Below are 24,165 nucleotides of genomic sequence, written 5' to 3'. Positions count from 1 at the left end.
TTCACGCCGCGTTGAAGGGAATCGTTGTCCGCTGGGCGGTCACGATCGCGGCGTACTCGAGCGCCGCCAGCACGTCGTCACCTTCGAGATCGGAATAGTCCGCGAGGATGTCGTCGATGCTCATGCCTGCCGCCAGCAGTTCGAGGAGCATCTCCACGGGATACCGGAGGCCACGTACCACCGGCTTGCCGTGGTAGACGGCAGAGTCGGAGGTGATGCGTTCCAGTCGGGACATCCGAACCACTCAACCTGTACGGGTGCCATCACAGCTTGCCCATCGAGGCAGGCTGACCGGCTGTTGCGGTTTCTCCCCCGTCGCGTCCTCGCTTGATCGTTACGCCCTGGATCACCAGGAAGTACAGCAGGATCACCAGGATCGGGGCGGCGATCGGGACCCAGGCCAGGCGGAGCGGGAGCAGGGCCGCGCCGACGGCCGTGGCGGCGAAGGCTACCGCGCCGATTACGGAGGGCACCGTGGTCGGGACGACGCCGACGGGGGCGGAGACGGTGGCGGTGTTCAGGAGGTAGGCGGTGGCCACCAATCCTGCTGCGGCGGCGGCAAGTACGCCGGTATCAGCGGCGGCGAGCACGCCGACGGCGAGCAGGACCGCGGCGACCGCCGGTAGGCGGAACCACCAGCCCGCCACCACCAGGACCACGGCGGGGATACCGGCCCATGGGGTCATCAACGTCACCGAGGTCACCAGCAGGACCCCGGAAAGTACGGCGAGGAATCGGATCATCGGTGCACCCGCACACTTCGGCGATGATCCGGGATCAACCGCATGACCTGGTCCAGTCGCGCATCTTCGGTCCAGGCCACGATGTCGACACCGACGGTACCCATATCCCGATACATCGAGGCACGCTCCAGACTCCACATTCTGGCCAGCGTCGGATCGAGCTGTTCCTGGAAGGGCGTGCCGCGCAACACATCGACGACCACGACCACATGCCCGCGCTTGCGCAGATCGATCAGCGCCAGCGCGAACTGAGTGTCCAGCAACGTGGAGAAGGCGACAATGATCGCGCCGAGCGGGACGGCGGCGTGCGGCGCCAGCGTGCCGGTGGTCGGAATATGCTCATCGCCGACATCGAGCACGGTGTCCACGATCCGATAGAACTGCCGCCGCCCGATATCCGGGCGCAGCCAGCGCGGGGACTGGCCGAGGCACACCACCGCGGTGCGATCCCCCGCCTGCAGCGTCGACTGCACCACCTGCGCCGCGCCGCGTACCGATAGTTCGAGGGAGTCGGTGGCCGGACCCGGCGCCTGCTGCGAAGTGTCAACGAGCACAACCACATCCGCCGATCGGTTGGTCAGCCGTTCGGTGACGTACAGTCGCCCGCGCCGCGCACTCACCGGCCAGTTCACGATCCGCAGCTGATCACCGGGCGCGTAGGCGCGGATATCGGCGTACTCGACGCCCGGGCCGTGTTTGCGGGTCAGGTGGATGCCGAGCCGTTCGGGAAGTTCGGTGCGCGGCAGCTTCATTCGCTGCGGATCGGTGATCGGATAGACGAACAGCTGGCCGGCCGGCAGTACCGCGGTCGCGACGGACAGTCCCGCCGGGCTGAGCGCGGAGACCCGCACCGACAGTGGATAGCGACCCCACCGGTCCGCGGTCAGTGCCAGCCGCAGCCCGGCGGGCGCCGTTCCGGAATCAATCGCCTCCTCGATCTCGATTCCGAGGCCCGCGGACTTCTCCGGAGTCAGCCGCAGCAGCGCGTGGCCCGATTCGACGAAGGCGGCGACCGTCGTCACGATCTCCTCGGTCTCGAAGCAGCGCAGTGTGCCGCCGCCGTCGATCTGGATCCGGGTCGAGGACTGCTGCCACGGCGCGGTGGCGAGCACACCGAGCAGCGGGGCCGCGAAAACGACCAACTGCCAGCGCCCGAGTATCACTGCGAGTACCAGCGCTACCGCCGCGCCCACCGCCAGCATGAATACCAAGGGGGCTGGCCGCCAACGCAATTCGGCCTCGATGGCGGTACTCATATCCCGGTGCCGTGCACCGCCCGCCATCGGCTCGTCGCGGCCCGGCCGTCGCGCGTCGTAGGCCCGGGCCGCCGCGATCCCCTGGATAACGGCGCCCGGCTCGATCCCGCCGGACTGCGGCGCCTGCGGCTGCATCCCACCCGACTCCGTCGCGTCCGGCTGCATCCCACCCGACTGCGTCGCGTCCGGCTGGGAAACACCTGGCTGGGTCATCTCCTGCCCCGCATCAGGTCACCGATGCGCGCGGAACCGGCAGACGGCGCAGCAATTCGGTGATCACGTCCTCGCCGCGGATCCGACGCACCCACATCTCGGGACGCAGCGTGATCCGGTGCGCCATCGCCGGAACCGCCAGCGCCTTGACATCCTCCGGGATCACGTAGTCGCGCCCGAGCAGCAACGCACGGGCCCGCGACATCTGCACCAGATCGAGTTCGGCGCGTGGGCTCGCACCCACCTCGACCTGCGGATGCCCACGCGTGGCAGTCGCGAGCGCGACCACATAGCTGACCACATCCGGATGCACCGTGACGAACTCGACCGACTGCCGCATCTCCATCAGCCCGTTGGCGTCCACGACCTGCACCACCTGCGGTGTCGCCGAACCGCGCTCGAGGCGGCGGCGGATCATCTGCCGTTCGTCGTTCTCCGACAGATATCCCAGCCGCAACTGCATCGCGAACCGGTCCAACTGCGCTTCGGGCAGCGGATAGGTGCCCTCGTACTCGATCGGGTTATCGGTGGCCAGCACGACGAAGGGCTGTGGCAGCGGGAAGGTTTCGCCGTCGATGCTGACCTGTCCCTCGGCCATCGCCTCCAGCAGCGCGGCCTGCGTCTTCGGCGGTGTCCGGTTGATCTCGTCGGCGAGCAGCACATTGGTGAACACCGGGCCGCGCCGGAAATTGAACCGGCCCGAGGCCATGTCGTAGATGGTGGAGCCCAGCAGGTCGGCGGGCAACAGGTCGGGCGTGAACTGCACGCGGGTGAAGTCCAGGCCGAGCGCGGCGGCGAAGGACCTGGCGATGAGCGTCTTGCCGAGGCCGGGCAGGTCCTCGATCAGGACGTGACCGCCGGAGAGCACGGCGATCATGATCAGCTGCAACTCATCCCGCTTGCCGACGATCACCCGGGACAGTTCCCGGAGCACCGCCTCGCTGCGCTGGATGGTCGCGTCCATCGGCATCGTCATTTGTTTACTCGCACTTGCCTCAACCCATTCTCTGTCGGCCTTATTCAATTGGGAATGATCGGGGCCCTACGTGGTTACGCACGCCGGCTCGCCGGGACCGGTACTCACATTCGCTGCAGGCGGCGCAGGATCTCGTCCAGCGCTGCCCGCCCCGGTGCGGGCGTCGACTGATCGCGTAGTGCCGAGTTGGCCGGATCGACCCAGCGCCACAATTCCGGGCCGAACTGCAGTTTCCCGGCGGCCTCGGTCGCCTTGCGGTTCTTGGCGACCCGCAGCCCGGTGGACAACTCGAACTCCTTGGCCAGCAGCGGACGCAGATGCCGATCCCAGTCGGCCCTGGTACCGTCCGCGCGGTCGGCGAGCATCTCCGCTCTGGCATGCCAGTGCCGCAGCATTTCCGCGGGACCGTTCTCGATGTAGTCCTGCTCCGCATCGGAGTTCCAGCCGGACCGGCCCGACAGCGACCAGATCAGCTGAATCATGGCCAGCGCCACCGGAATTCCGGCGGCGACGAGTAGTGCGCCACGCGCCCTGCCGAGGGTGATGAGTTCGATCAGCACGATGACGATCAGCGCACCGAGCACGATCGCACGGTTCATACCATCTCCCCCTGAAGATCTGCCAAAACGATACGCAGCAGTTGTTCGGCCCGCATCCGCTGCCACTCCAGCATCGAATGCGGACTGAACCTGGCCTCCTCGAACAGCGCGACCAGTTCCCTGGCGGACGCGTCGTGCAGGGCGCCGCGTTCGAAGGCGCGGGCCAGCACCTCCATCGGGGTATCGGAGGCCAATGGCGCGGCCGCGCGATCGAAGGACAGGCCGCGTTCCATCGCGACATAACAGGCGATGATGGCCTCGCGCGGATCCTGGCCGGGCACATTCATGGCGGCCAGGCCCATCTCGGCCGCGCGGGCCAGCGAACCCGCCACCGTCGGCGCGGCCGCAGGCACCGGGACCGGCGCGGTACGCGGCTTGCGCTGGCCTGCCATCGCGACCGCGATCAGCCCGGCCAGCGCCATACCAACCAGCGCGAATGCGGCGATGGTGGCCACCAGCAGCGCCGTGCCACCGAGATGAGTCGGCGCGGTATCGGGGGTCGGCGCAGTGGTGACGACCTCCTCCGGAGTGCGGCCGGATCCCTCCCGTGGCGCCGATGACGGCGGCTCGCCCTCGCGACCGAAACCGACGAAGAAGACCGCCGACGCGGCCGCGACGATCAGTGAAACCACCGCCAGCGCGGCCAGCACCAGCAGGCCCACTCGGCCGAGACGTCCGTGCCTGCGCTCGGAATCGCGATCCACCTCCGGCATGGCCAACGGCAGGCGGTGCTGGCTGGCGATCACCCCGGCGATCAGGATCACCACCGATACGGTGAGCAGCACCGGCATCAGCACCACCGAGAGCGCCGATGGCACCGCGCGGTGGTCACCAGAAGCATGCGCCCCGGGAATGTGGCCGCGCAGCGCGATCGCGGCACACGCCAGCAGCGTGATCAGCACGATCACGCGCGATATCGGCGCTCCCGCCCTAACCACCTGCTACCACCACATCTGAGTACAGCTCCGAACAGGCACATAGTTACATGCCGAGTGGTCGGCTCGGGATGGAATCGAATACTTCGGATTACCTCCTCTCAATCCATGCTAGGGGCTTTTCAACCGACATATGCGCCGGTACGGTGCGCGCCGATCGCGACGGATTCGGGCTGGTGGAGTTCACCAAGGCGGCTTGCGGTCCGGGCGATATCGGGGATGGCGGGGACGTCGGCCACCAGGTCCGATAGCGGCACGTGGGCCATGAGGGTGAGCTCGCGATCCGCGTCGTAGAGCACGTCGATCAGGTTGACCAAGCGCATGGCCCAGTCGGGTGGGACCTCGCGCAGGGGTGCGACGTCACGCAGGGTCCAGTGGTGAAAGCGTCGGGCCAGTTCGACGTAGTCCGAGGCGGCGGTGGCGGTGCCGCACAAGGCGGTGAAATCGATGACGAGTGCGTCATCGTCGACGGCGCGGGCGCGGATCGTGCGGGTGCCCACCGGAATATCGACACCCACGTCCGGCGCTGCCGCCCGGCGGCCGGGAGCCGCCGGGTTTTCTGCGTCGGTCGTGTCACAGACCAGGTAACGCCCGGCCGCGAAGGCCGTGTCCGCGCCACCGCGCGTGCGGTAGTCGAGTGGACCATCGACCGAGACGACGTCCAGGTGCGCGACGATGCGCGCGATGGTCGGCAGGAAACGGTCGTGGAACAGCGGATTGGGCAGCAGTTGTTCCGGTGGGTAATTCGAGGTCACCACCAGCATGATGTGGCGGGCGAAGAGCGCGTCGAGCATCCGGGCGATCAGCATCGCGTCACCGATATCGTGCACATGGAATTCGTCGAAGCAAACCAGTTCGGCATTGCCCAGCAAGGTGTCGATGGCCTTGTCGATGGAGCCCGATTCATGGGCCGCGGTATGCAATTCGGCGAAGAAGTTGTGGAAGTGGAAGCGGCGCTTGCGATTCGATGCGACGCCCGCGAAGAAGTGGTCCATCAGCATGGTTTTGCCGCGGCCCGGTCGGCCGTACAGGTAGCTGCCGCGATGACGTTTCACCGGATGGCCGCGCCGATCGAGCAGTGCCAGCAGTCGCGCCCGCGCCCGGAGCTGATCGGCATCCAATGTGACGTTGTCTTCCACGGCATCCTCCTGATCCTCTACAGTTGTAGAGGATCACTGCAGACGGCCGCCACAGAAGGTGACGATGTCCACAACCGACCGACACACATTGATCGCCGATGCCGCTATCGACCTCATTGCCACCCGAGGCATTCGAGCGCTCACCCACCGCGCCCTCGATACCGCGCTCGACCTGCCCGCCGGATCGACTTCTTACTACTTCCGCACCAAACGGGCACTCATCGAGGCGATTGCGGACCGAATCACCACCCGCTCCCGCGACGACTTCAGCGCCGCCCAGCTCGCGTCATCCGAAGCCGCCGACGCGACCCACATCGCCCGCTCCATCGCGATATGGCTCGATCGACTGCTCGTCGAACGACGCAATCACCTGATCGTCCGGCACGCGCTCATCATCGACCAACTGGCCGATCCCGAACTGCACGATCGACTCGCGCACAGCCTGTTCTCGACCATCCGAGCCCGAGACCTGTTCCGTGCCTTGCACTTCCCCGATCCCAGCAATGCCGCCGCCGACTTCATCGCGGTCATCGAGGGAACCATCTTCGACCGCTTCGCCGGCGCTCGCGCCAACCTCCCCGCGGGCACCGCCGAGAGCGTTGATCAACTCACCGGGCTGCTGGCCCGCCACCTCGACGGCTAGCGTTGCGACCAGCCGCGCTCACTGTAGGTGGCCCCACCGAGGTAGCCACGCAGCCCCGCGGCGGGGTACTCGATGATCGAGTCATCGGGCAGCGCGTCCAGCGGAAACCATTGCAGCTCATAGCTTTTGTCCGGCTCCCGGTTGACCGGCTCGCCACGCCAGCGCAGCGCCTCGAAGAACACCCCGAGCCGAGCCTCGCGGACGGAGCCGACCACATGGGCGGTATGCACATGCCGCAGATCAGCCGGGTCGATAACCACCCCGACCTCCTCATAGGCTTCCCGCACCGCACCGGCCGTCGCCGATTCCCCCACTTCCAGCTTTCCGGCAGGCAAATGCCACAACCCATCGAACTCGTCCGCACTGCGCCGCCTGCTGAGCAGCACTTCCCGGCCACGAACGAGCAGAATGTGGACGTCGACAATATGCCGATCGGTCATGTGAATCCCCTCTCGACGGCCTGCCGCGCCAACCAGACAATCGGTATACTCTGCGGTATGACTGCTACAACCATCAAGGTGCCGAAGGCAACGCGTGACCGGCTGCACCGCTTGGCAGCAGCACACGGATTGACGTTAGCCCAGCAAATCGACCGACTCATCGACGAGGGTGCAGCGAAACCACGCCCAACGACCGGTGGATACCGCAGCGACCGACCGCTCAACGCCGAGGAAATCGATGAGCAGTTGGCTCGGGGCTTCGGCGAGTGACGGTACTCATCGTCGATACCAGTGCCATCCTCGCTGCCTTCGACGAGGCGTATCCGGAGCAGCCAGCCATCGCACGCATCCTCGAGGAGGCCGACGATCTGCTTGTTGTCTCCCCCCTGATCGTCGCCGAAGCTGACTACATGCTGTCGTCCCGACTAGGGGCGGACGCCGCGCGCGCCTTTGGTCACGATGTCGTGACAGGCGCGTATGAGCTGGCCGAGTGGACTGCCGAAGACCATGCCGTTGCGCTTGCTATTACCCGCAGATTCGACGGACCCAAGGACTACATTGGAATCGCGGACGCGTCGAATGTCGTGCTAGCAGACCGTTACCGCACGACCTCGATGGTGACCTTGGACCAGCGTCACTTCCGCCGACTTCGTCCGCTCTGGGGCTCAGACCATTTCACTCTGCTGCCTTACGACAGTGACTGATCATGCTCTGCTTATCGCGGATGGCGGCGCTGGGGACCATCCGGCCTGGGCGTGACGGACGAAATCAGTTGGCGCTCAACACCAGCCCCGACGTCGGAACACCGGTACCCGCGGTGACCAGGATGTTCTCCAAGCCCGCAACAGGATTCACCGAAGTACCGCGAATCTGGCGCACGGCCTCGGCTATTCCGTTCATACCGTGGATATACGCCTCGCCGAGCTGTCCGCCATGGGTGTTCAACGGCAGACGACCGCCGATTTCGATGGCGCCGTCGGCGATGAAATCCTTGGCCTCACCGCGTCCGCAGAAGCCGAGCTCCTCCAATTGCATGAGCACGAACGGGGTGAAGTGGTCGTAGAGGATGGCGGCCTGCATATCCTCGGGCCGCAAACCGCTCTGGGCCCAGAGCTGCTCGCCGACCAGCCCCATTTCCGGTAGGCCGGTGAGGGCGTCGCGGTAGTAGCTCGTCATCACGTACTGGTCGGCACCGGAACCCTGTGCGGCGGCGGTGATCACGGCCGGGCGCTGCGGGAGATCGCGGGCGCGCTCGACGCTGGTGACCACGATCGCGACACCGCCGTCGGATTCCTGGCAGCAGTCGAGCAGATGGAGCGGTTCGGCGATCCAGCGGGAACTCTGGTGATCCTCGAGGGTGATCGGCTTGCCATAGAAGAAGGCGGCCGGATTCACCGCGGCATGTTTGCGATCGGCAACGGCGACGCGGCCGAAGTCCGCGCTGGTGGCGCCGTAGACGTGCATATAGCGCCTGGCGACCATCGCCACCTGGGCCGCCGGAGTCCCCAAACCCTGTGGATAGGACCAGCCCGCATCGATACCCGAGGAGGTCGGCGCGGTGGCCAGCGCGGTGGAGAACTGGCCGAAGCGCGATACCGACCGCTCGTTGAATGCGCGGTAAGCGACAACCACATCGGCGACACCGGTGGCGACCGCCATCGCCGCCTGCTGGATGGTGGCACACGCCGCGCCGCCGCCATATCCGATGTGGCTGAAGAACTTCAGCTGCGGGATGCCAACGGCGCGCGCGACCGCCGCCTGGGTGTTGGTATCCATGGTGAAGGTGGTCAGGCCGTCGACATCGGCGGGTGTCAGGCCCGCATCGGCGAGCGCCGCGGTGACCGCCTCGGCGGCCAACCGCAATTCGCTGCGGCCGGAGTCCTTGGAAAAGTCGGTGGCGCCGATGCCGACAACGGCAGCGCGGCCGGAGATTCCGGTGGTGTTGTCAGCGGTCATCATGGCCTCCGCAGGGCGATAACGGCTTTCGCCGTGATGTGGTCACCGAGGCTGTCGCGTCCGACGACGTCGATGTGGATGTCATCGCCGTCGATGGCGGAGACGGTGCCCGAGAGCGTCAGGGTGTCACCGGCATACAGCGGAACACCCAAGCGCAGCGCGACCGATTTGACGATGGCACGCGGTCCGGCCCAGTCGGTGACGAAACGCTGCACCAGCCCGGTATCGGTGAGGATATTGACGAAGATGTCCTTGGAACCGCGGGCGAGGGCCTTGTCCCTGTCGTGGTGCACATCCTGAAAGTCCCTGGTGGCCAATGCCGTACTGATCACGAAGGTGGGATCGGCGGTGATGACCAGCTCGGGCAGCGCGGTCCCCACTTCTACGGCGGCGGGTTCGACGTAGGTCATGCGATCACCCGCCATACCGGCAGTACGGCCTCGTCGTCGAGTTTCTCGAACTCCACCTGCACCGGCAGGCCGACCTTCACATCGGCCGGATCGATGCCGCGCAATTCACCGAGCATGCGCACACCCTCCTCCAATTCGACAAGCGCGACGACGAACGGTAGTTGGCGCCCTGGCACCTTCGGCGCGTGATGCACGACATAGCTGAACACTTCACCGCGCCCCGAGGCGACGACGTAGTCGGTCGGCTCGGATTTGTCCTGCCAGATCGCCGGGATCGGCGGATGCCGCAGCGTGCCGTCCGGCAGCCGCTGAATCCGCAGTTCACCGGCTTTCGTACCCTCCCAGAAGAATTCGGTATCCCAGGAGACCAGCGGCTTGACCCGTTCACCCGCGGGCGCTTTCGCCGCGGTACCGGTCCCCGGCGCGAATTTCAGCAGCCGCCAGAGCATTTCGGCGACCACCTCGTCGCCCACCCGCCAACTGATCTGGAAGGTGACGAACCACCCTTCGCCGAGCGCGGTCCGCTTCGGGCCGCGGATCTCGCACAGCCTGCTGGTAACCGCGACTTGCTCACCGACGTTCAGGTACCGGTGGTAGGTCTGCTGGCAGTCGGTCGCGACCACCGAGGTGAAGCCCGCGCTGTCCAGCAGCTCGATGACCTGGTTCGTGGGATCGTCCGTCGCACGAGATCCCTTGAGTCCGAGCATGGTCCAGACCTGGATCATGGCGGGCGGCGCCACGGTGCCGGGATGTCCGGCGGCGCGGGCGGCGGCTTCGTCGACGTAGATCGGGTTGTCGTCCCCGAGCGCCTCCACCCAGTTGTTGATCATCGGCTGGTTCACCGGGTCACGCCCGAGGCGTGGCGCGCAATCCCCCGCCGCGATGATCTTCTCTGCGGCGGCGGTAATCGCTTCCGGAGTCAGGGTTTCCGGCACGCGCGGCTCCTTGCTGTAGTCCATCTCGCGGGGTTCATCGAGGTACCCGGGGCAGTTTCAGACCGGACGAGGCGACCAGTTCACGCATCACCTCATTGACGCCGCCACCGAAGGTCACTACCAAGTTCTGTTTGGTCCTGCGGTCCAGCCACGTCAGCAATTCGGCGGTCGGCGGATCGGCCGGATCGCCGTAGTGCCCGACGATCTCCTCGGCGAGCCGACCGGCCTCCTGCAGCGATTCGGTGGAGTACACCTTGGTGGCCGAGGCATCGGCGATCACCGTGGCCTGGTCGCCGTCGACGGTCGCGGCAACCTGCCAGTTCAGCAGTTCGTTGAGCCGGACCATGGCGTGGATGCGGCCGAGCGAGCGGCGTACATCGCTTTCGGCGAGCACACCGCGCGGCTGCGCCCACTCGCGCACGCGGTCGTAGAGCTGTTCGATCTTGCCCGACGGACCGAGGCTCACGCGCTCGTGGTTGAGCTGGGTGGTGATCAGCTTCCAACCCCGGTTCTCCTCGCCCACGAGCATATTGGCCCGAACCCGGACATTGTCGAAGTAGGTGGCGTTGGTGTGGTGCGCCCCATCGCAGGTGATGATCGGGGTCCAGGAGTAGCCGGGATCGGTGGTGTCCACGATCAGGATCGTGATGCCGCGGTGCCGCGATTCGACCGATCCGGTGCGGCAGGCCAACCAGATGTAGTCGGCCTCGTGCGCGCCGGTGGTGAAAATCTTCTGTCCGTTGACGATCCAGTCGCCGGAATCGTCGCGCACCGCGCTCGTGCGCAGTGATGCCAGGTCGGTGCCCGCCTCCGGTTCGGAGTAGCCGATCGCGAAATGGATATCGCCGGACAGGATTCCGGGCAGAAACTTGGCCTTCTGCTCATCGGTGCCGAAGCTCTGCAGCGTCGGCCCCACCGTCAGCAGGGTGACCAGCGGCAGCGGAACATCCGCGCGCACCGCCTCATTGAAGAAGATCTGCTGTTCCATCGGGCCGAAGCCCTGGCCGCCGTACTCCTTCGGCCAGCCGACGCCGAGCCAACCGTCCGCGCCCATCCGGCGTACCACTGCACGGTAGGCGTCACCATGACGGTTGACCGCCATCTCGGCCTCCTCCGCGGGAGTGACGAGATCGGCGAAGTACGAACGCAAATCGTCGCGTAGCTTGCGCTGCTCCGCGGTCAGATCGATGAACATCTGGCCCCCAATCGGTCGAGGCGCAACGATTCGCCGCCGAGCCAGCGGGCGATGTCCTTGGCCTGTGAGTAGTAGCGGTGCATCGGATGGGTCACATCGACCCCGAGGCCACCGTGTAGGTGATGGCACTTCTGCATGGCGGCGGGCAGTTCCGAGGCCACGGTGTAGGCGAGCACATCGAGGTCGTCGTCGATGCGCTCCTGATGCAATGGCGTCGGATCATCCTGTGCCAGTGCCCAGTTCGCCGATACGGCGGCGGCGTGCAGGGTCCGCGAGACGACGTAGACGTCGGCGATCTGCTGGGCGACAGCTTGGAATTCGGCGAGCGGCCGATTGAACTGGCGGCGGGTCCGCAGATGTTCGGCGGTGAGCACGAGCGCACCTTTGAGCAGTCCGTCCGCGGTCGCACCGATCGAGGCCACGGCCAACCGGTGCAGTTCGCCGATGCCGCCGGGCAGCAGTTGTTCGGCCGGAATCTCGACCTGGTCGAGTCGCACGGTGCATTCGGGGATCCCGCCGGATACCGGTGACGGCGTCAGGGTCAGCCCGGACGCATCCGAATCCACCAGTGCGATACCGGAATTCGTCGGGATCAGCAGCCAGCGCGCCTGCTCCGCATACGGCACCGCCACCTTGTGGCCGGTGATGCGCACGGTGTCGCCATCGGAGACGGCCGCGGTCTCGGGTTTGACGACGAAGGGATTCGCGGGCTCGCTCAGGGCGGCGGTGAGCACCGCACCCTTGGCGACCTCCGGATAGATCCGTTCGGCGACGCTATCCGGCAGCATCGCCAGCAGCGGCAGCAGCCCGAAGCCGAGGGTCGGTAGGGCTGGCACCGCCACCGCATCGGTGGCCAGTTCGGTCAGCAGGACCGAGACCTCCGCCAGACCCATGCCGTCACCGCCGAACCGCTCCGGCAACGCGAGCGAGAGCAGTCCGGTCTCGATCAGACTCGGCCACAGCTCGATATCGCGTGCCGGTTCACGCTCCAGCAAACTCACAACAACCTCGGCCACGGCATCTTGGCCCTCGTCCCGGGTGAAGTCCACGCTTACTCCAATTAAGTTCAGTATCGCTCCGCTATTCGATGAGGAGCGATATTCGGGCAACCGGCCTCGTCGACTAGCTGTCCGCTTCGCGGGGCAGTCCGAGAATTCGCTCACCAGCCACGGTCAGCAAAATCTGCTCGGTTCCCCCAGCAATCGATAAACAGCGGGTGAGCAGGAACTCTTTCAGCACCTCAGAGTCCTGCGCACCGGTTGCGCCCGCCGTCTCCACCGCGAATTCGGCAACCGCCTGGCGATGCCGGACACCGACGAGCTTGCGCACACTGCTCTGCGCTCCCGGATCACCGCCCGCCAGCATCCGAACCGCGGCACGCTGCTCCAGCAATAGTCCAGCGATCGCATCGGCGACGAAGCCGCCGAGCCGATCGTTCACTAGTTCCGCACCAGGCCCGGTGGCGGGCAGTTTGGCGATGAGCTCCTCGAGCACCGGCCCGATCCCATTGCCGCCCATGGCGACACGTTCGGTCGACAAGGTGGATCGGGCGATCTTCCAGCCGTTGTTCAGCGCGCCGACCACACAGTCGTCCGGCACGAAGACATCGTCGAGGAAGACCTCACTGAACCGCGCCTCCCCGGTGATCTGCACCAGCGGGCGCACTTCGAGTCCCGCACTGCGCATATCGACGAGGAAGTAGCTGATGCCGCGATGTTTCGGGGCATCGGGATCGGTGCGAGCCAGGCAGATCGCCCAGTTCGCCCGGTCACCCAGTGACGTCCACACCTTCTGTCCGCGCAGCACCCAGCCGCCGTCGACCTTCTTGGCGGTGGTTCGCAGCGCCGCCAGATCGGAACCGGCCTCCGGCTCGCTGAACAGCTGACACCAGATCACCTCGCCGCGCAGCGTCGGAAAGGCGAACTGATCAATGTGTTGCCGAGTGCCGTACTGCAACAGGGTCGGAATCGCCCAGCCGCCGATCGCCAGATCCGGCGACTCCACGCCCGCGCGGCGCAGTTCCTCCGAAATCACCAGGCCCGTCATGGGATTCGCGCCACGGCCGTACGGCGCTGGCCAATGCGGCATGACGAGTCCGGCCTCGACCAACGCATTGCGCTGCTGATCGACGGGCAGTGCCGCGATCGCGGCCACCTCGGCAGCCAGTTCATCGGCGCTGCTGTCATCGACCTCGACACCGTCGGCGGCGAAGACCCGGTCCGCACCGGTGGTCCGGCGCTGCCCGGCGCGGGTCAGCTCGGTGACCCTGGCCCGCCAGTGCGCCGATCCGCCGAGCAGTTGCCGCAGTGCGGTGGCCCGGCGCAGGTAGAAGTGCGCGTCGTGCTCCCAGGTGAAGCCGATACCGCCGAGCACCTGAATGCAGTCCTTGGCGGTCTCGACCGCGGCGTCCAACGAAATCGCGGCAGCGATCGCGGCAGCGATCGGCAGCTCCGTACCGCCCTCGTCGACGGCGGCTGCGGCATCGGCCGCGACGGAGCGGATCAGCTCGGCGCGGCAGAGCATCCAGGCGCAAATATGTTTGAGCGCTTGGAAAGAGCCGATCTTGCGCCCGAATTGCTCACGCACCTTGGCATATTCGACCGCGGTCTGCAGGCACCAACCGGCCACACCGGCGAGTTCGGCGGAAACCAGTACCGCGAGTAGGTCTTCCACGGCATGCGGCGACTCGAACACCCGCTCCGCCGGCACCCGCACCTCGGCGCAGTGCACACGCGCCAGTGGCGTACTCGGGTCAGCGGGGGCCAGCGCTTCGACGCGCAGACCATCGGTATCGGGTCCGATCACACACCAGCGCAACCCTTCTGGCGTCCGCACCGGCAACAGCACCGAGGTTCCCGGCGCGGCGCCGAGCACCGAATCCCAGGTACCCGTGAGCAACAACTCGCCGGATGCGGCCGGTACGCTCACAACCGCTCCGACAATGACGTCGAGCGCGACACCGCACGGCATATTCTCGGCGAGGGCGCCGGCCGTGACCAGGTTCGCCAATGCGGTGGTCAGCACCGGCCCGCCGACCAGGTCGTGCGCCGCCTGCTCGAGCAATACCGCGAGGTCGGCGACCGATCCGCCGTGGCCACCGGCCTCCTCGGCAATGGCGACCCGGAAAATCCCGAAGTCGGCCAATGCGGGCCAATAGGAACGCCAGAAGTCCGCCGGGTCGTCTCGCATTGTTGCAATTGGACGCACCGATCCGGCCCATCCGCGCATCGACTCCTGACCGGCTTTATGCTCGTCAGTGGTGGCGATGGTCACAGTCCGTACCGCCTTTCCGGCGTGACTCCCACACCTAGAACATGTTCTAATATCCTAGCTGGGCGGAAGTCAAGAGACGACCCAGGCCCGTTGCCGGAATGCGAAAGGACTCTCAATCCATGGCCAGTCCCTCCCGATCGCAGCCAGCCGATTCGAATGCGGCGGGGCGCGCGTCGGCCAACGCGACGGTCACGACGCTCAGCGAGGACGAGCTGAGCTCGGCCGCACAGCGGGAACGGCGTAAGCGAATTCTGGACGCAACCCTCGCACTGGCCTCCAAAGGCGGTTACGACGCGGTACAGATGCGGGCGGTGGCCGAACGCGCCGATGTCGCCGTCGGGACGCTCTACCGGTATTTCCCGTCCAAGGTGCATCTGCTCGTCTCCGCGCTGTCGCGGGAATTCGAGCAGATCGAGGGCAAACGCAAGCCACTTGCCGGGCAGACGCCGAATGAGCGCATGCACCTGCTGCTGACCCAGATCACCCGAATGATGCAGCGTGATCCATTGCTCACCGAGGCGATGACCCGCGCATTCATGTTCGCCGACGCTTCGGCGGCCGCCGAGGTCGATCGGGTCGGCAAGGTGATGGATCGAGTCTTCGCCCGCGCCATGAACGACGGCGAACCCACCGAACGTCAGCTGGCCATCGCACGCGTCATCAGTGACGTCTGGCTGTCGAATCTGGTGGCCTGGCTGACCAGGCGGGCATCGGCCACCGACGTCACCGAACGCCTCGAGCTGACCGTCGATCTACTGCTCGGCGAAAACGGCGGCAGGTAGCAATCAACCAGCTCGACAACCAGCGCATACCAGGCAAATTCGGTATCGCAGGTTGGTGCGCGCGTCGTAATTTCGGTCACATCCACAGCTCACCGCGCCGTACGCATGGCGGCGCGCGGGCGAGGTGGGCGACCATTGCGTTAACGCAATACTGCGCACGCATGACGGCGCGCTTCGGTGCGGCAAATTCAACACAGTATTGTCACGCGTGCCCCTGAAAAAACTCCTCCGATCACTAGGTTGGATGCGTGAGCGCACAGGATCTGCCACTCGAACTTCGCCGTGCATTGTCGACGGTCGCGCGCGTGCCACGGCTTTTGGTCGCATCGGACTACGACGGGACGATCGCACCCATCGTGTCCGACCCGGCGAAAGCTTTTCCGCACCGAGAATCGGTTAGCGCGCTACGAGCGCTCGCCGGCCTTACCGGAACGACCGCCGCCGTCATCTCCGGCCGCGCACTGCGGGATCTCGCCGCATTATCGCGCCTGCCAGTCGAGGTGCAACTGATCGGTAGTCATGGCTCGGAATTCGATGTGGGTTTCGTACACGCCATAGACAACGACGCCAAACAACTGCTGGTGGAAGTGCAGACGAGTCTGTCGCAGATAGCCGCGGAGAATCCCGGCGCCAGTGTCGAGATCAAACCGGCCAGCGTCGCGCTGCATGTGCGCAATGCGAGTCCGGAAATCGGGTTGCGCGCGCTGAAGGCGGTCCGGCAGGGCCCGTCCTGCTGGGTCGGCGTGCAGGTGACCGAGGGCAAAGCTGTTATCGAACTCGCGGTGATCCAGACGGATAAGGGCGTTGCGCTCGATACCGTCCGGCATCAGGAGGGCGCGTCGGCCGCGGTGTTCTTCGGCGATGACGTCACCGATGAAAAGGCCTTCCGCATGCTCTCGGGCCCCGATGTCGGCATCAAGGTCGGCGACGGCGAGAGCCTGGCCAAGTACCGGGTGGACAGCACCGAAGCCGTCTCCTGGGCACTGGCCTTCCTGCTCGAGGAGCGGCGCACCTGGCTGGCCGGTGCGAGCGCGCCGCGCATCGAGCGGCTGAGCATGCTGGCCAGTCCGCGCTCGGTGGCGCTGCTGACCCCCGACGCGACCGTCACCTGGTTCTGCCATCCGGAACCGGATTCGGCCGCGGTCTTCGCGCATCTGCTCGGCGGGCCGCAGGCAGGCCACTTCACCATCGAACCGGAACGACCGGGCCTGCCACTCTCACAGCGCTACCTCGACGGCACCATGACCGTCGAAACCCGTTGGGCCAAACTGCAAGTGGTGGACTACCTGCCGCACGACGTGGCGCCGACCCGAACCGATCTGACCCGGGTGATCACCGGCGATGCCAAGGCCGTCGTCACCTTCGCGCCCCGACCGGAATTCGGCCAGGTGCCGGTGAGCATCGAATGCGAGCCGACCGGCCTGCGCGTGCTCGGCACCAATGATCCGATGGTGCTGCGCTCCCCCGGCGTGCACTGGGAGATCCAGTCCGACGGCATGTACAGCTCGGCCCGCGCCGTCGTCGATCCGTCTCACGGTCCGATCGTGCTGGAAATGCGCTGCGGTACACAGGATCTCGCGCCCGCCATGAGTAGCGAGGCAGAGCGGCGCAAGGATGCCGAGGACTACTGGTCCAAGTGGGCGGCGAAGCTGCAACTGCCGCCGCTGAAGCCGGATCTGATGAAACGTTCGGCGCTGACCCTGCGCGGACTCGTGCACGCGCCCTCGGGTTCGATCCTGGCCGCCGCCACCACCTCACTGCCGGAAGATATCGGCGGCGTCCGCAACTGGGACTACCGCTACTGCTGGCTGCGCGACGCCTCACTGACCGCGCAGGCATTGGTTTCGCTCGGCTCGCTGACCGAGGCCGAGGAATTCCTCGGCTGGGTGCACCGGGTGCTGGAGACGCTGCCCGGTCCGGAGCGCCTGCACCCGCTGTACACGCTCTACGGCGAAACACTGCCGCCCGAGGCATCGATCGATCAGCTGCCCGGCTATGCGGGTTCCCGCCCGGTCCGCGTCGGCAACGCCGCGAATATGCAGGTGCAGCTGGATGTATTCGGCCCGATCGTCGATCTCATCGCATCGCTGGCGCACGGCCGCGAGGCGAAGGGGCTGACCGATCCGGCCAAGGCGCTGCCGGATGCCGACTGGGAACTGGTGCACGCCATGGTCTCGGCGGTGCAGCGGCGCTGGCAGGAACCCGACCACGGCATCTGGGAGATCCGCGGCAACCCGCGCCACCATGTGTACTCGAAGGTGATGGGCTGGCTGACCGTGCAGCGGGCGCTCACACTGGCGCAGCGCTTCGAGCGTCAGATCGATCCGGCCTGGATCACGTTGCGCGACACCATCGCCGACGAGGTGAAGACCAAGGGTTGGAACGATGAGGTCCAGTCCTACACCGCCGCCTACGACGGCACCGATCTGGACGCGGCCACCCTGCACATCGGCCTCAGCGGCCTGATCGAACCGTCGGATCCGCGGTTCGCGGCGACCGTCGTTGCCACCGAGGCGGAGCTGCGCAGCGGCTCGACCGTGTACCGGTACCACCACGACGACGGTCTGCCCGGCGGCGAGGGCGGCTTCCATCTGTGCGCGGCCTGGCTGGTCGAGGCGTATCTGCTGATCGGTAAGCGCTCGGATGCGGAGGCACTGTTCGCGCAGCTGGTCGATGTCGCCGGACCGACCGGTCTGCTCAGCGAGGAGTACGACCCGGTTGCCGAGCGCTCGCTCGGCAACCATCCACAGGCCTACAGCCATCTCGGCCTGCTGCGCTGTGCACAGCTGTTGGGTAAGCCGGTGGAAGCGCTCGTCTGATCTCGGCGAATCCGCAAATACCAACTCGGGCCCGCGAACCACTCGGTTCGCGGGCCCGGTTCGTTCGCGGCCCCGGCTTCCTCGGGCGCGCCCGACCTCGGGGGCGGCGAAGCGAGCGCCGACTCGTGCTCGGCGGCCGCTACTGCTAAGGTTAAATGGTAACGATTTCCATTATGATCTAGAGCACTCTCTAGGATCTGCCCGCATTGCCAGGAGTACCCCGCGCGTGAACACACGAATTGCCCTCAGGTTCGCCGGTATCGCCGTGGGGGTGGCCACCGCGGCGGCGCTCACCGCATGCGGTAGTTCGAAGGATTCGGATAAGCCGAATATCGTCGCGTCCACCAGCGTCTGGGGCAATATCGCCGCAACGATCGCCGGTCCGGATGCCTCGGTGACCGCACTGATCACCGACCCCGCCGCCGACCCGCATTCACATGAGACATCAGCCGTGGAGTCGGCCGAGATCAGCGATGCCGACCTGGTCGTCTTCAACGGCGGCGGTTACGACGAGTTCATCGAGAAGGCGATCCAGGGCAAGAACAAACGCACCGTCGACGCATTCGAATCCCGCACCGATAAGAGCGACGAGAACGAGCACGTCTTCTACGACCCGGGCACGGTGAGCGCGGTCGCCGATCGGATCGCGAGCACCCTCGGCGAACTCGACGCCGCGCACGCCGCCGCGTATACCGACCGCGCCGTCGCATTCAAGACTCAACTGACCGCGATCACCGCCATCTCCACCAAGATCGCCGGCGAACACCCTCGGACGCCGGTGCTGCAGACCGAACCGCTGGCGCACTACCTGCTGGTCGCCGCCGGAACCACGGATCTGACCCCGCACGAGTTCCAGGAGGCGATCGAACAGGAGACCGATCCGGCCCCCGCCGCCGTCGCCGCCACTCAGGATCTGCTGACCGGTAAGAAAGTCCGCGCGTTGATCTACAACATCCAGACCGAGGACAAGATCACCAAGGACCTACGCTCGCTCGCGCGGTCGAATGGCCTACCCATCGTCGAGGTGACCGAAACCCTGCCCGACGGTGTGGATTACATTCAGTGGCAGACCAAGAACGCCCAGGCGCTCGCCGCGGCGCTGGCCTGATCGCATGAGGGCAGCATCGACGAGGGATGGTAGCCGGGTGACGAGTGAGCCCATGGGAACCGCACTGACCACCGAACACGCCGACACGGTGCAGCGGCGGGCGTCCGACATCCGCTCCGCGGTCGTACACCTCGACGCCGCCAGCCTGGCGTTCGGCGAACGCACGCTCTGGCAAGGACTGGATCTCGAGGTAGCGCCCGGTGAATTCGTCGCGATCCTCGGTCCGAACGGATCCGGCAAAACCTCGCTGCTGAAGGTGCTGCTCGGACAGCTCGGACTCAGCTCGGGTACCGCCGATATCGCGGGCGGACCCGCACGCGCGGGCAATCCCGATATCGGCTATGTGCCGCAACAGAAGACGATCGACGCCGGTGTCCAACTGCGCGGGGTCGATCTGGTCGGGCTCGGCGTCGACGGGCACAACTGGGGACTCGGGCTGCGCCGGCGCGCCGAGCGCAAGCGCAAGGTTCGCGCCGCGATCGCCGATGTCGGCGCGGAGAAATTCGCTTATGCGCCACTGGAATCCATGTCCGGTGGCGAACAGCAGCGGCTGCGCGTCGCACAGGCGCTCGTCGGCGATCCCAAGGTGCTGCTCTGCGACGAACCCCTGCTCAGCCTCGATCTGGCGAATCAGCGACTGGTATCGGAGCTGATCGATCGGCGCAGGCGAACCCATAACACCGCAGTGCTTTTCGTGACGCACGAGATCAATCCGATTCTGCCGCTGGTGGATCGGGTGCTGTATCTGGTCGACGGGAAGTTCCGGATCGGCACGCCCGATGAGGTGATGACCTCGGCGGTGCTCTCGGAGCTGTATCAGACCGAGGTCGATGTACTGCGGGTGCGCGGCCGGCTGGTCGTCGTCGGCACCGGCGACACCATGGACGCACTCGGCACGGCCGGGGCCCAGCACTGCCACGGCGCAACACTTTCCGATGAGCTGCCCGAGTCGAGTGGGGTTCGGTCGTGATCGACAAGCTGTCGGGCGTCACCTCGAAGATGCTCGACTTCTCCACCACCGCGAATCTGCTGTCCTACTCGTTCGTGCAGCAGGCCGTGCTCGCCGCCGCGCTGCTCGGACTGCTGGCCGGGGTGATCGGACCATTGATCATCAGCCGGCAGATGTCGTTCGCCGTACACGGCACCAGCGAGCTGTCGCTGACCGGCGCGGCCGCCGCATTGCTCGCCGGAATCGGCGTCGGTCTCGGCGCGATCGTCGGCTCGGTGGTGGCGGCGGTGCTGTTCGGAATGCTCGGCACGAAAGCCAGAGAACGTGATTCGGTGATCGCCGTGGTGCTGTCGTTCGGGCTCGGGCTCTCGGTGCTGTTCCTGTGGCTCGGTCCCGAACGCGCCGGTTCGAAGTTCTCGCTGCTCACCGGTCAGGTGGTGAGCGTCGGCTACAGCGGACTCGCACTGCTGATGACCTGCACGGTACTGGTGCTCGCTGCGCTCGCGGTGGTCTACCGACCGTTGCTGTTCGCGAGTTCGGATCCCGAAGTCGCATTGGCACGCGGGGTTCCGGTGCGGGCGCTTTCCGTGGTGTTCGCGGTCATGCTCGGCATTACCGCAGCCTTCGGCGTGCAGATCGTCGGGGCACTGCTGGTCCTAGCGCTGCTCATCACCCCCGCGGCCGCCGCGGCGCAACTGACCGCGAATCCGGTGCGGGCCACGGTGCTCGCGGTCGTCTTCGCGGAAACCGCAGCGGTGGGCGGCATTCTGCTCTCCCTGGCCCCAGGTGTTCCGGTCTCCACTTTCGTCACCACCATCTCCTTCCTCATCTACCTGATCTGCCGAATCATCGGCCCCCGCCGCCGCCGAGCCGCCCGCGCCCACTGACCCCGAAAGGCGGTCCCGCACCCGCATCTGCGCGCCGCACTCGCACGCCGCGGGGAATATCGACGTCACCGTGTCGTGGTCTGCACTGGACGGCCTGCTGAAGCCGGGTATGCGAGCGGTCGTCGGAAGATCCAGGACAGCGTTCGGCCCCACTCGTTGCCCGCCGGATTCAGCACGGCCAGCGTGGTCATCACCAGTGCCATCCCGACGGGCGCCCAGGGCTCATGGCCACCCGCGTGGCAGCGCATACCGCTCTCCTCCTGGACTGCCGGACGCACACCCTGCCTGGTCAGCTCGGCCTCGGCGGCGGCTCCGTAGCGGTGCCGGACCAGCGCAATGCCGACGAGGGCGAGGGCGATCAGCACTTCGGCGACAGCGGCGATGATCATGATGGCGGATTCTCCTCATCAGGTTCGTCGAAGGCCGGTGGGCTTCGACGACCAGACGATGTCCTGCTCCGCTGACAGCGCGCTGATACCTCAACGACGCGCGCCGACATCGGCATCAGCGCAGGTCAGAGCGGCTATGATCACTACGACCCAACATTGATGGCAACCGCCGTCAGTCAGTCCGACCGGGTTTCGTATGCTCGACCCACGCGCCCCTCGAACGAATGGTGACCAATGATCGACTTCACGATTCCCGCCGCACTCGCCGCCGAACGCGACCGGGTCCGACAGTTCGTCATCGACAAGATCGTCCCCTTCGAGCGCGACCCGCGACTCACCTCGCACGGCCCCACCGACGAACTGCGCCAGGAACTCGTCGAGCTGGCACGCGCGGAGAAGCTGCTCACGGTGCAGGCTCCGGAATCCCTCGGCGGACGCGGCCTCACCCATATCGAGCAGGCCGTGATCTACGAGGCGGCGGGCTGGTCCACACTCGGCCCGATCGCCATGAACTGCGCCGCACCGGACGAGGGCAATATGTTCCTGCTCTCCAAGATCGCCAACCCGGAGCAGGTCGAACGCCACCTCGCGCCCGCGGTCGCCGGCCACCGACGCACCGTTTTCGCGATGACCGAACCGGACGGCGCGGGTTCGGATCCGAATCAGCTGGCCACCGAGGCCGTCTTCGACGGCGAAAACTTCACCATCAACGGCCGCAAGTGGCTCATCACCGGCGCGGACGGCGCGAAGACCTGGATCATCATGGCCCGGGTCGCGCCGAACCCACATCTGCCCGAGGGCCCGACGCTGTTCCTGACCGAGGGCGATCAGCCCGGCATCATCATCGAACGCACCATGAACACCATGGACCGCAACTATGTCGGCGGCCACGGCGTCGTGCGTTTCGAGAATCTGGTGCTGCCCAAGGAGGCGCTGCTCGGCGAGACGGGCCAAGCGCTGCGCTACGCCCAGCTGCGGCTCGCCCCGGCCCGGCTCACCCACTGCATGCGCTGGCTCGGCGCGGCCGAACGCGCGCAGTCCATCGCGGTCGAATACGCCAAGACCCGCACCGCCTTCGGCAAACCGATCGGCGACCACGAGGGCGTGTCGTTCATGCTCGCCGATAACGAGATCGCGCTGCACCAGTGCCGCCTCACCATCTGGCATGCCTGCTGGCTCATGGACCAGGGCGAGAAGGCCAGGCATGAGAGCTCGATCGCGAAGGCGTTCGTCTCCGAAGAACTGTTCAAGGTCACCGACCGCTGCGTCCAGGTCCTCGGCGGCATCGGTATCAGCGATGAAACAGTGGTCGAAATGATCTTCCGCGATATGCGCGCCTTCCGCCTCTACGACGGCCCAACCGAGGTCCACAAGTACGCCATCGGCCGCCAAGTGCTGCGTTGAATTGCTCTGTTGTTGGCAGCGCCTTCGGCGCTGCGGGTTCGCGGCCCCCTTGGTCTCGCGTCCGAGCCGTCGAGACTCGCGCCTGCGTCGCATCGCTTCGACGACTCGGACGCGAGACGGGCCGCGAACGGGTCGCTCGTAAGACTCGCTCCGTCGGGGTCAGTGAGGTGCGGATCGTCAATACTCGGCGTACACCAGCACAGCCGTCGAGACTCGAAACCTCGTCGCATGCACTTCGACGACTCGGACGCGAGACGGGCCGCGAACGGGTCGCTTGTAAGATCCGCTCCGTCGGGGTCAGTGAGGTGCGGATCGTCAGTACCGGCGTACACCGGCTCAGCCGTCGAGACTCGAAACCTCGTCGCATGCGCTTCGACGACTCGGATGTGAGACGGGCCGCGGGCGGGTCGCTTGTAAGACCCGCTCCGTTGGGGGCACGGATGTGCGGATCGTCAGTACCGGCGTACACCAGCCCAGCCGTCGAGACTCGAAACCTCGTCGCATGCGCTTCGACGACTCGGATGTGAGACGGGCCGCGAACGGTCGCTCCTGAGACTCGCTCCGCGGTAGTCACCAACATTCGAATCGCCAAAACCCGACGCATCAGCCCAACAGTCGAGACTCGCAGCTACGGCACATACACCTCGACCACACAGACACCAGACAGGCCGCGAACGGGCCGCTCCCAAGACTCGCTCCATCGGGGCACCGAGGTGCGGATCGTCAGCACCCGGCGTACACCGGCTCAGCCGTCGAGACTCGAGACCTCGGCGCATGCACTTCGACGACTCGGACGCGAGACGGGCCGCGAACGGTCGCTCCTGAGACTCGCTCCGCGGTAGTCACCAACATTCGAATCGCCAGTACCTGACGTACACCAACCCAACGGTCGAGACTCGCAACTGCGGCACATGCACCTCGACCGCGTGGACACCAGACGGGCCGCTCCTAGGACTCGCTCCGCCGTGGTTACGGGTATGCGGATCGTTCCGCGTACACCGGCTTTGCGGTCGAGACTCGCGGCTGCGACATATGCACCTCGGCGACTCGGCCGAATCCGATGACCGCGGCCGCACAGGGACGTGAGACAAGCCGGAACGGCTGCTCGTGCGAT

The 24,165-nt window shown here is 66.3% G+C and carries 24 protein-coding genes; 9 read left to right on the top strand and 15 right to left on the bottom strand.

The features are described from left to right. Position 1: 1 nt before the first annotated feature. From ACQP1G_RS02980 to zapE, 7 genes are all read right to left on the bottom strand, one after another. Positions 2-235 (bottom strand): DUF433 domain-containing protein, encoded by a 234-nt coding sequence (locus tag ACQP1G_RS02980; RefSeq protein ID WP_433198096.1) that lies wholly within the window; start codon positions 233-235, stop codon positions 2-4. Between the two features lie 28 nt (positions 236-263). Further along, positions 264-743: a hypothetical protein gene (locus tag ACQP1G_RS02975; RefSeq protein WP_433198094.1), complete on the bottom strand. Its 480-nt coding sequence runs from the start codon at positions 741-743 to the stop codon at positions 264-266. After that, on the bottom strand, positions 740-1,999 hold the full coding sequence (locus ACQP1G_RS02970) for a DUF58 domain-containing protein (RefSeq protein WP_433208086.1): 1,260 nt from the start codon (positions 1,997-1,999) through the stop codon (positions 740-742). The genes ACQP1G_RS02975 and ACQP1G_RS02970 overlap by 4 nt, the downstream gene beginning before the upstream one ends. A gap of 226 nt (positions 2,000-2,225) precedes the next feature. After that, complete coding sequence (locus tag ACQP1G_RS02965) at positions 2,226-3,188, bottom strand: AAA family ATPase (RefSeq protein WP_433198092.1); 963 nt, start codon at positions 3,186-3,188, stop codon at positions 2,226-2,228. Between the two features lie 104 nt (positions 3,189-3,292). After that, complete coding sequence (locus ACQP1G_RS02960; protein ID WP_433198090.1) at positions 3,293-3,787, bottom strand: hypothetical protein; 495 nt, start codon at positions 3,785-3,787, stop codon at positions 3,293-3,295. After that, positions 3,784-4,725 carry a DUF4129 domain-containing protein gene (locus ACQP1G_RS02955; RefSeq protein WP_433198088.1) on the bottom strand — a complete coding sequence of 314 codons (942 nt, stop codon included), beginning with the start codon at positions 4,723-4,725 and terminating at the stop codon, positions 3,784-3,786. Before ACQP1G_RS02955 ends, ACQP1G_RS02960 begins: the two co-directional genes overlap by 4 nt. Positions 4,726-4,844: 119 nt before the next feature. After that, positions 4,845-5,861 (bottom strand): cell division protein ZapE, encoded by a 1,017-nt coding sequence (zapE, locus tag ACQP1G_RS02950; RefSeq protein ID WP_433198086.1) that lies wholly within the window; start codon positions 5,859-5,861, stop codon positions 4,845-4,847. Positions 5,862-5,925: 64 nt separating this feature from the next. On the opposite strand from zapE, the gene ACQP1G_RS02945 reads away from it, so the two are divergent. Further along, positions 5,926-6,504 (top strand): TetR/AcrR family transcriptional regulator, encoded by a 579-nt coding sequence (locus ACQP1G_RS02945; protein WP_433198084.1) that lies wholly within the window; start codon positions 5,926-5,928, stop codon positions 6,502-6,504. On the opposite strand, the gene ACQP1G_RS02940 is transcribed toward ACQP1G_RS02945, so the two are convergent. Further along, positions 6,501-6,944 carry an NUDIX hydrolase gene (locus ACQP1G_RS02940; protein WP_433198082.1) on the bottom strand — a complete coding sequence of 148 codons (444 nt, stop codon included), beginning with the start codon at positions 6,942-6,944 and terminating at the stop codon, positions 6,501-6,503. The two genes, ACQP1G_RS02945 and ACQP1G_RS02940, sit on opposite strands and share 4 nt — an antisense overlap. A 57-nt stretch (positions 6,945-7,001) precedes the next feature. Here ACQP1G_RS02940 and ACQP1G_RS02935 point away from each other — a divergent pair, with 57 nt between their 5' ends. Beyond that, positions 7,002-7,214 carry a hypothetical protein gene (locus ACQP1G_RS02935; RefSeq protein WP_433198080.1) on the top strand — a complete coding sequence of 71 codons (213 nt, stop codon included), beginning with the start codon at positions 7,002-7,004 and terminating at the stop codon, positions 7,212-7,214. Further along, entirely contained in the window at positions 7,211-7,648 is a 438-nt protein-coding gene (locus tag ACQP1G_RS02930) for a PIN domain-containing protein (protein ID WP_433198078.1), read from the top strand. The genes ACQP1G_RS02935 and ACQP1G_RS02930 overlap by 4 nt, the downstream gene beginning before the upstream one ends. A 64-nt stretch (positions 7,649-7,712) precedes the next feature. Here ACQP1G_RS02930 and ACQP1G_RS02925 read toward each other — a convergent pair whose 3' ends face one another. From ACQP1G_RS02925 to ACQP1G_RS02900, 6 genes are all read right to left on the bottom strand, one after another. Further along, a complete protein-coding gene (locus ACQP1G_RS02925) occupies positions 7,713-8,903 on the bottom strand; it encodes a lipid-transfer protein (RefSeq protein ID WP_433198076.1) in 1,191 nt (396 codons plus the stop codon). Beyond that, a complete protein-coding gene (locus tag ACQP1G_RS02920) occupies positions 8,900-9,310 on the bottom strand; it encodes a MaoC family dehydratase (protein ID WP_433198074.1) in 411 nt (136 codons plus the stop codon). The genes ACQP1G_RS02925 and ACQP1G_RS02920 overlap by 4 nt, the downstream gene beginning before the upstream one ends. Continuing rightward, positions 9,307-10,269, bottom strand: coding sequence for a bifunctional MaoC family dehydratase N-terminal/OB-fold nucleic acid binding domain-containing protein (locus ACQP1G_RS02915; RefSeq protein WP_433198072.1), 963 nt, complete (start codon positions 10,267-10,269; stop codon positions 9,307-9,309). The genes ACQP1G_RS02920 and ACQP1G_RS02915 overlap by 4 nt, the downstream gene beginning before the upstream one ends. Before the next feature lie 10 nt (positions 10,270-10,279). Then, positions 10,280-11,440, bottom strand: coding sequence for an acyl-CoA dehydrogenase family protein (locus tag ACQP1G_RS02910; RefSeq protein WP_433198070.1), 1,161 nt, complete (start codon positions 11,438-11,440; stop codon positions 10,280-10,282). Then, positions 11,425-12,489 (bottom strand): acyl-CoA dehydrogenase family protein, encoded by a 1,065-nt coding sequence (locus tag ACQP1G_RS02905; protein ID WP_433198068.1) that lies wholly within the window; start codon positions 12,487-12,489, stop codon positions 11,425-11,427. The genes ACQP1G_RS02910 and ACQP1G_RS02905 overlap by 16 nt, the downstream gene beginning before the upstream one ends. A 73-nt stretch (positions 12,490-12,562) precedes the next feature. Continuing rightward, positions 12,563-14,713, bottom strand: coding sequence for an acyl-CoA dehydrogenase (locus ACQP1G_RS02900; RefSeq protein WP_433198066.1), 2,151 nt, complete (start codon positions 14,711-14,713; stop codon positions 12,563-12,565). Positions 14,714-14,832: 119 nt separating this feature from the next. Here ACQP1G_RS02900 and kstR point away from each other — a divergent pair, with 119 nt between their 5' ends. The 5 genes from kstR (at position 14,833) to ACQP1G_RS02875 (ending at position 21,258) form a co-directional block, all read left to right on the top strand. Further along, positions 14,833-15,495, top strand: coding sequence for a cholesterol catabolism transcriptional regulator KstR (gene kstR / locus ACQP1G_RS02895; RefSeq protein WP_433198064.1), 663 nt, complete (start codon positions 14,833-14,835; stop codon positions 15,493-15,495). 248 nt (positions 15,496-15,743) lie between these two features. After that, positions 15,744-18,314, top strand: coding sequence for a trehalose-phosphatase (gene otsB / locus ACQP1G_RS02890; RefSeq protein WP_433198062.1), 2,571 nt, complete (start codon positions 15,744-15,746; stop codon positions 18,312-18,314). A 226-nt stretch (positions 18,315-18,540) separates the two neighbouring features. Continuing rightward, positions 18,541-19,422: a metal ABC transporter solute-binding protein, Zn/Mn family gene (locus tag ACQP1G_RS02885; protein WP_433198060.1), complete on the top strand. Its 882-nt coding sequence runs from the start codon at positions 18,541-18,543 to the stop codon at positions 19,420-19,422. Positions 19,423-19,474: 52 nt separating this feature from the next. Continuing rightward, positions 19,475-20,392 (top strand): metal ABC transporter ATP-binding protein, encoded by a 918-nt coding sequence (locus tag ACQP1G_RS02880; RefSeq protein ID WP_433198058.1) that lies wholly within the window; start codon positions 19,475-19,477, stop codon positions 20,390-20,392. Between the two features lie 29 nt (positions 20,393-20,421). Continuing rightward, a complete protein-coding gene (locus ACQP1G_RS02875) occupies positions 20,422-21,258 on the top strand; it encodes a metal ABC transporter permease (RefSeq protein ID WP_433208083.1) in 837 nt (278 codons plus the stop codon). Positions 21,259-21,323: 65 nt separating this feature from the next. Here the strand turns inward: ACQP1G_RS02875 and ACQP1G_RS02870 are convergent, their stop codons facing one another. Beyond that, positions 21,324-21,647, bottom strand: a complete 324-nt coding sequence (locus tag ACQP1G_RS02870; protein ID WP_433198056.1) for a hypothetical protein — start codon at positions 21,645-21,647, stop codon at positions 21,324-21,326. Between the two features lie 234 nt (positions 21,648-21,881). Here ACQP1G_RS02870 and ACQP1G_RS02865 point away from each other — a divergent pair, with 234 nt between their 5' ends. After that, positions 21,882-23,051, top strand: a complete 1,170-nt coding sequence (locus ACQP1G_RS02865; RefSeq protein ID WP_433198054.1) for an acyl-CoA dehydrogenase family protein — start codon at positions 21,882-21,884, stop codon at positions 23,049-23,051. Positions 23,052-24,165 lie beyond the last annotated feature (1,114 nt).

Source organism: Nocardia sp. CA-107356 (assembly GCF_050946365.1).
Lineage (GTDB): Bacteria > Actinomycetota > Actinomycetes > Mycobacteriales > Mycobacteriaceae > Nocardia.
The sequence above is the reverse complement of the archived record's forward strand: the minus strand, read 5'-3'. Positions and strand labels throughout refer to the sequence as shown.

What these genes read in the sequence shown, in the direction of transcription:
- kstR (WP_433198064.1), top strand. Translation starts at nt 14,833, where the DNA reads ATGGCCAGTCCCTCCCGATCGCAGCCAGCCGATTCGAATGCGGCGGGG.
- ACQP1G_RS02910 (WP_433198070.1), bottom strand. Translation starts at nt 11,440, where the DNA reads ATGTTCATCGATCTGACCGCGGAGCAGCGCAAGCTACGCGACGATTTG.
- ACQP1G_RS02960 (WP_433198090.1), bottom strand. Translation starts at nt 3,787, where the DNA reads ATGAACCGTGCGATCGTGCTCGGTGCGCTGATCGTCATCGTGCTGATC.
- ACQP1G_RS02875 (WP_433208083.1), top strand. Translation starts at nt 20,422, where the DNA reads ATGCTCGACTTCTCCACCACCGCGAATCTGCTGTCCTACTCGTTCGTG.
- ACQP1G_RS02925 (WP_433198076.1), bottom strand. Translation starts at nt 8,903, where the DNA reads ATGATGACCGCTGACAACACCACCGGAATCTCCGGCCGCGCTGCCGTT.
- ACQP1G_RS02935 (WP_433198080.1), top strand. Translation starts at nt 7,002, where the DNA reads ATGACTGCTACAACCATCAAGGTGCCGAAGGCAACGCGTGACCGGCTG.
- ACQP1G_RS02975 (WP_433198094.1), bottom strand. Translation starts at nt 743, where the DNA reads ATGATCCGATTCCTCGCCGTACTTTCCGGGGTCCTGCTGGTGACCTCG.
- ACQP1G_RS02865 (WP_433198054.1), top strand. Translation starts at nt 21,882, where the DNA reads ATGATCGACTTCACGATTCCCGCCGCACTCGCCGCCGAACGCGACCGG.
- ACQP1G_RS02920 (WP_433198074.1), bottom strand. Translation starts at nt 9,310, where the DNA reads ATGACCTACGTCGAACCCGCCGCCGTAGAAGTGGGGACCGCGCTGCCC.
- ACQP1G_RS02915 (WP_433198072.1), bottom strand. Translation starts at nt 10,269, where the DNA reads ATGGACTACAGCAAGGAGCCGCGCGTGCCGGAAACCCTGACTCCGGAA.
- ACQP1G_RS02980 (WP_433198096.1), bottom strand. Translation starts at nt 235, where the DNA reads ATGTCCCGACTGGAACGCATCACCTCCGACTCTGCCGTCTACCACGGC.
- ACQP1G_RS02965 (WP_433198092.1), bottom strand. Translation starts at nt 3,188, where the DNA reads ATGACGATGCCGATGGACGCGACCATCCAGCGCAGCGAGGCGGTGCTC.
- ACQP1G_RS02970 (WP_433208086.1), bottom strand. Translation starts at nt 1,999, where the DNA reads ATGAGTACCGCCATCGAGGCCGAATTGCGTTGGCGGCCAGCCCCCTTG.
- ACQP1G_RS02870 (WP_433198056.1), bottom strand. Translation starts at nt 21,647, where the DNA reads ATGATCATCGCCGCTGTCGCCGAAGTGCTGATCGCCCTCGCCCTCGTC.
- ACQP1G_RS02880 (WP_433198058.1), top strand. Translation starts at nt 19,475, where the DNA reads ATGGGAACCGCACTGACCACCGAACACGCCGACACGGTGCAGCGGCGG.
- ACQP1G_RS02945 (WP_433198084.1), top strand. Translation starts at nt 5,926, where the DNA reads ATGTCCACAACCGACCGACACACATTGATCGCCGATGCCGCTATCGAC.
- ACQP1G_RS02940 (WP_433198082.1), bottom strand. Translation starts at nt 6,944, where the DNA reads ATGACCGATCGGCATATTGTCGACGTCCACATTCTGCTCGTTCGTGGC.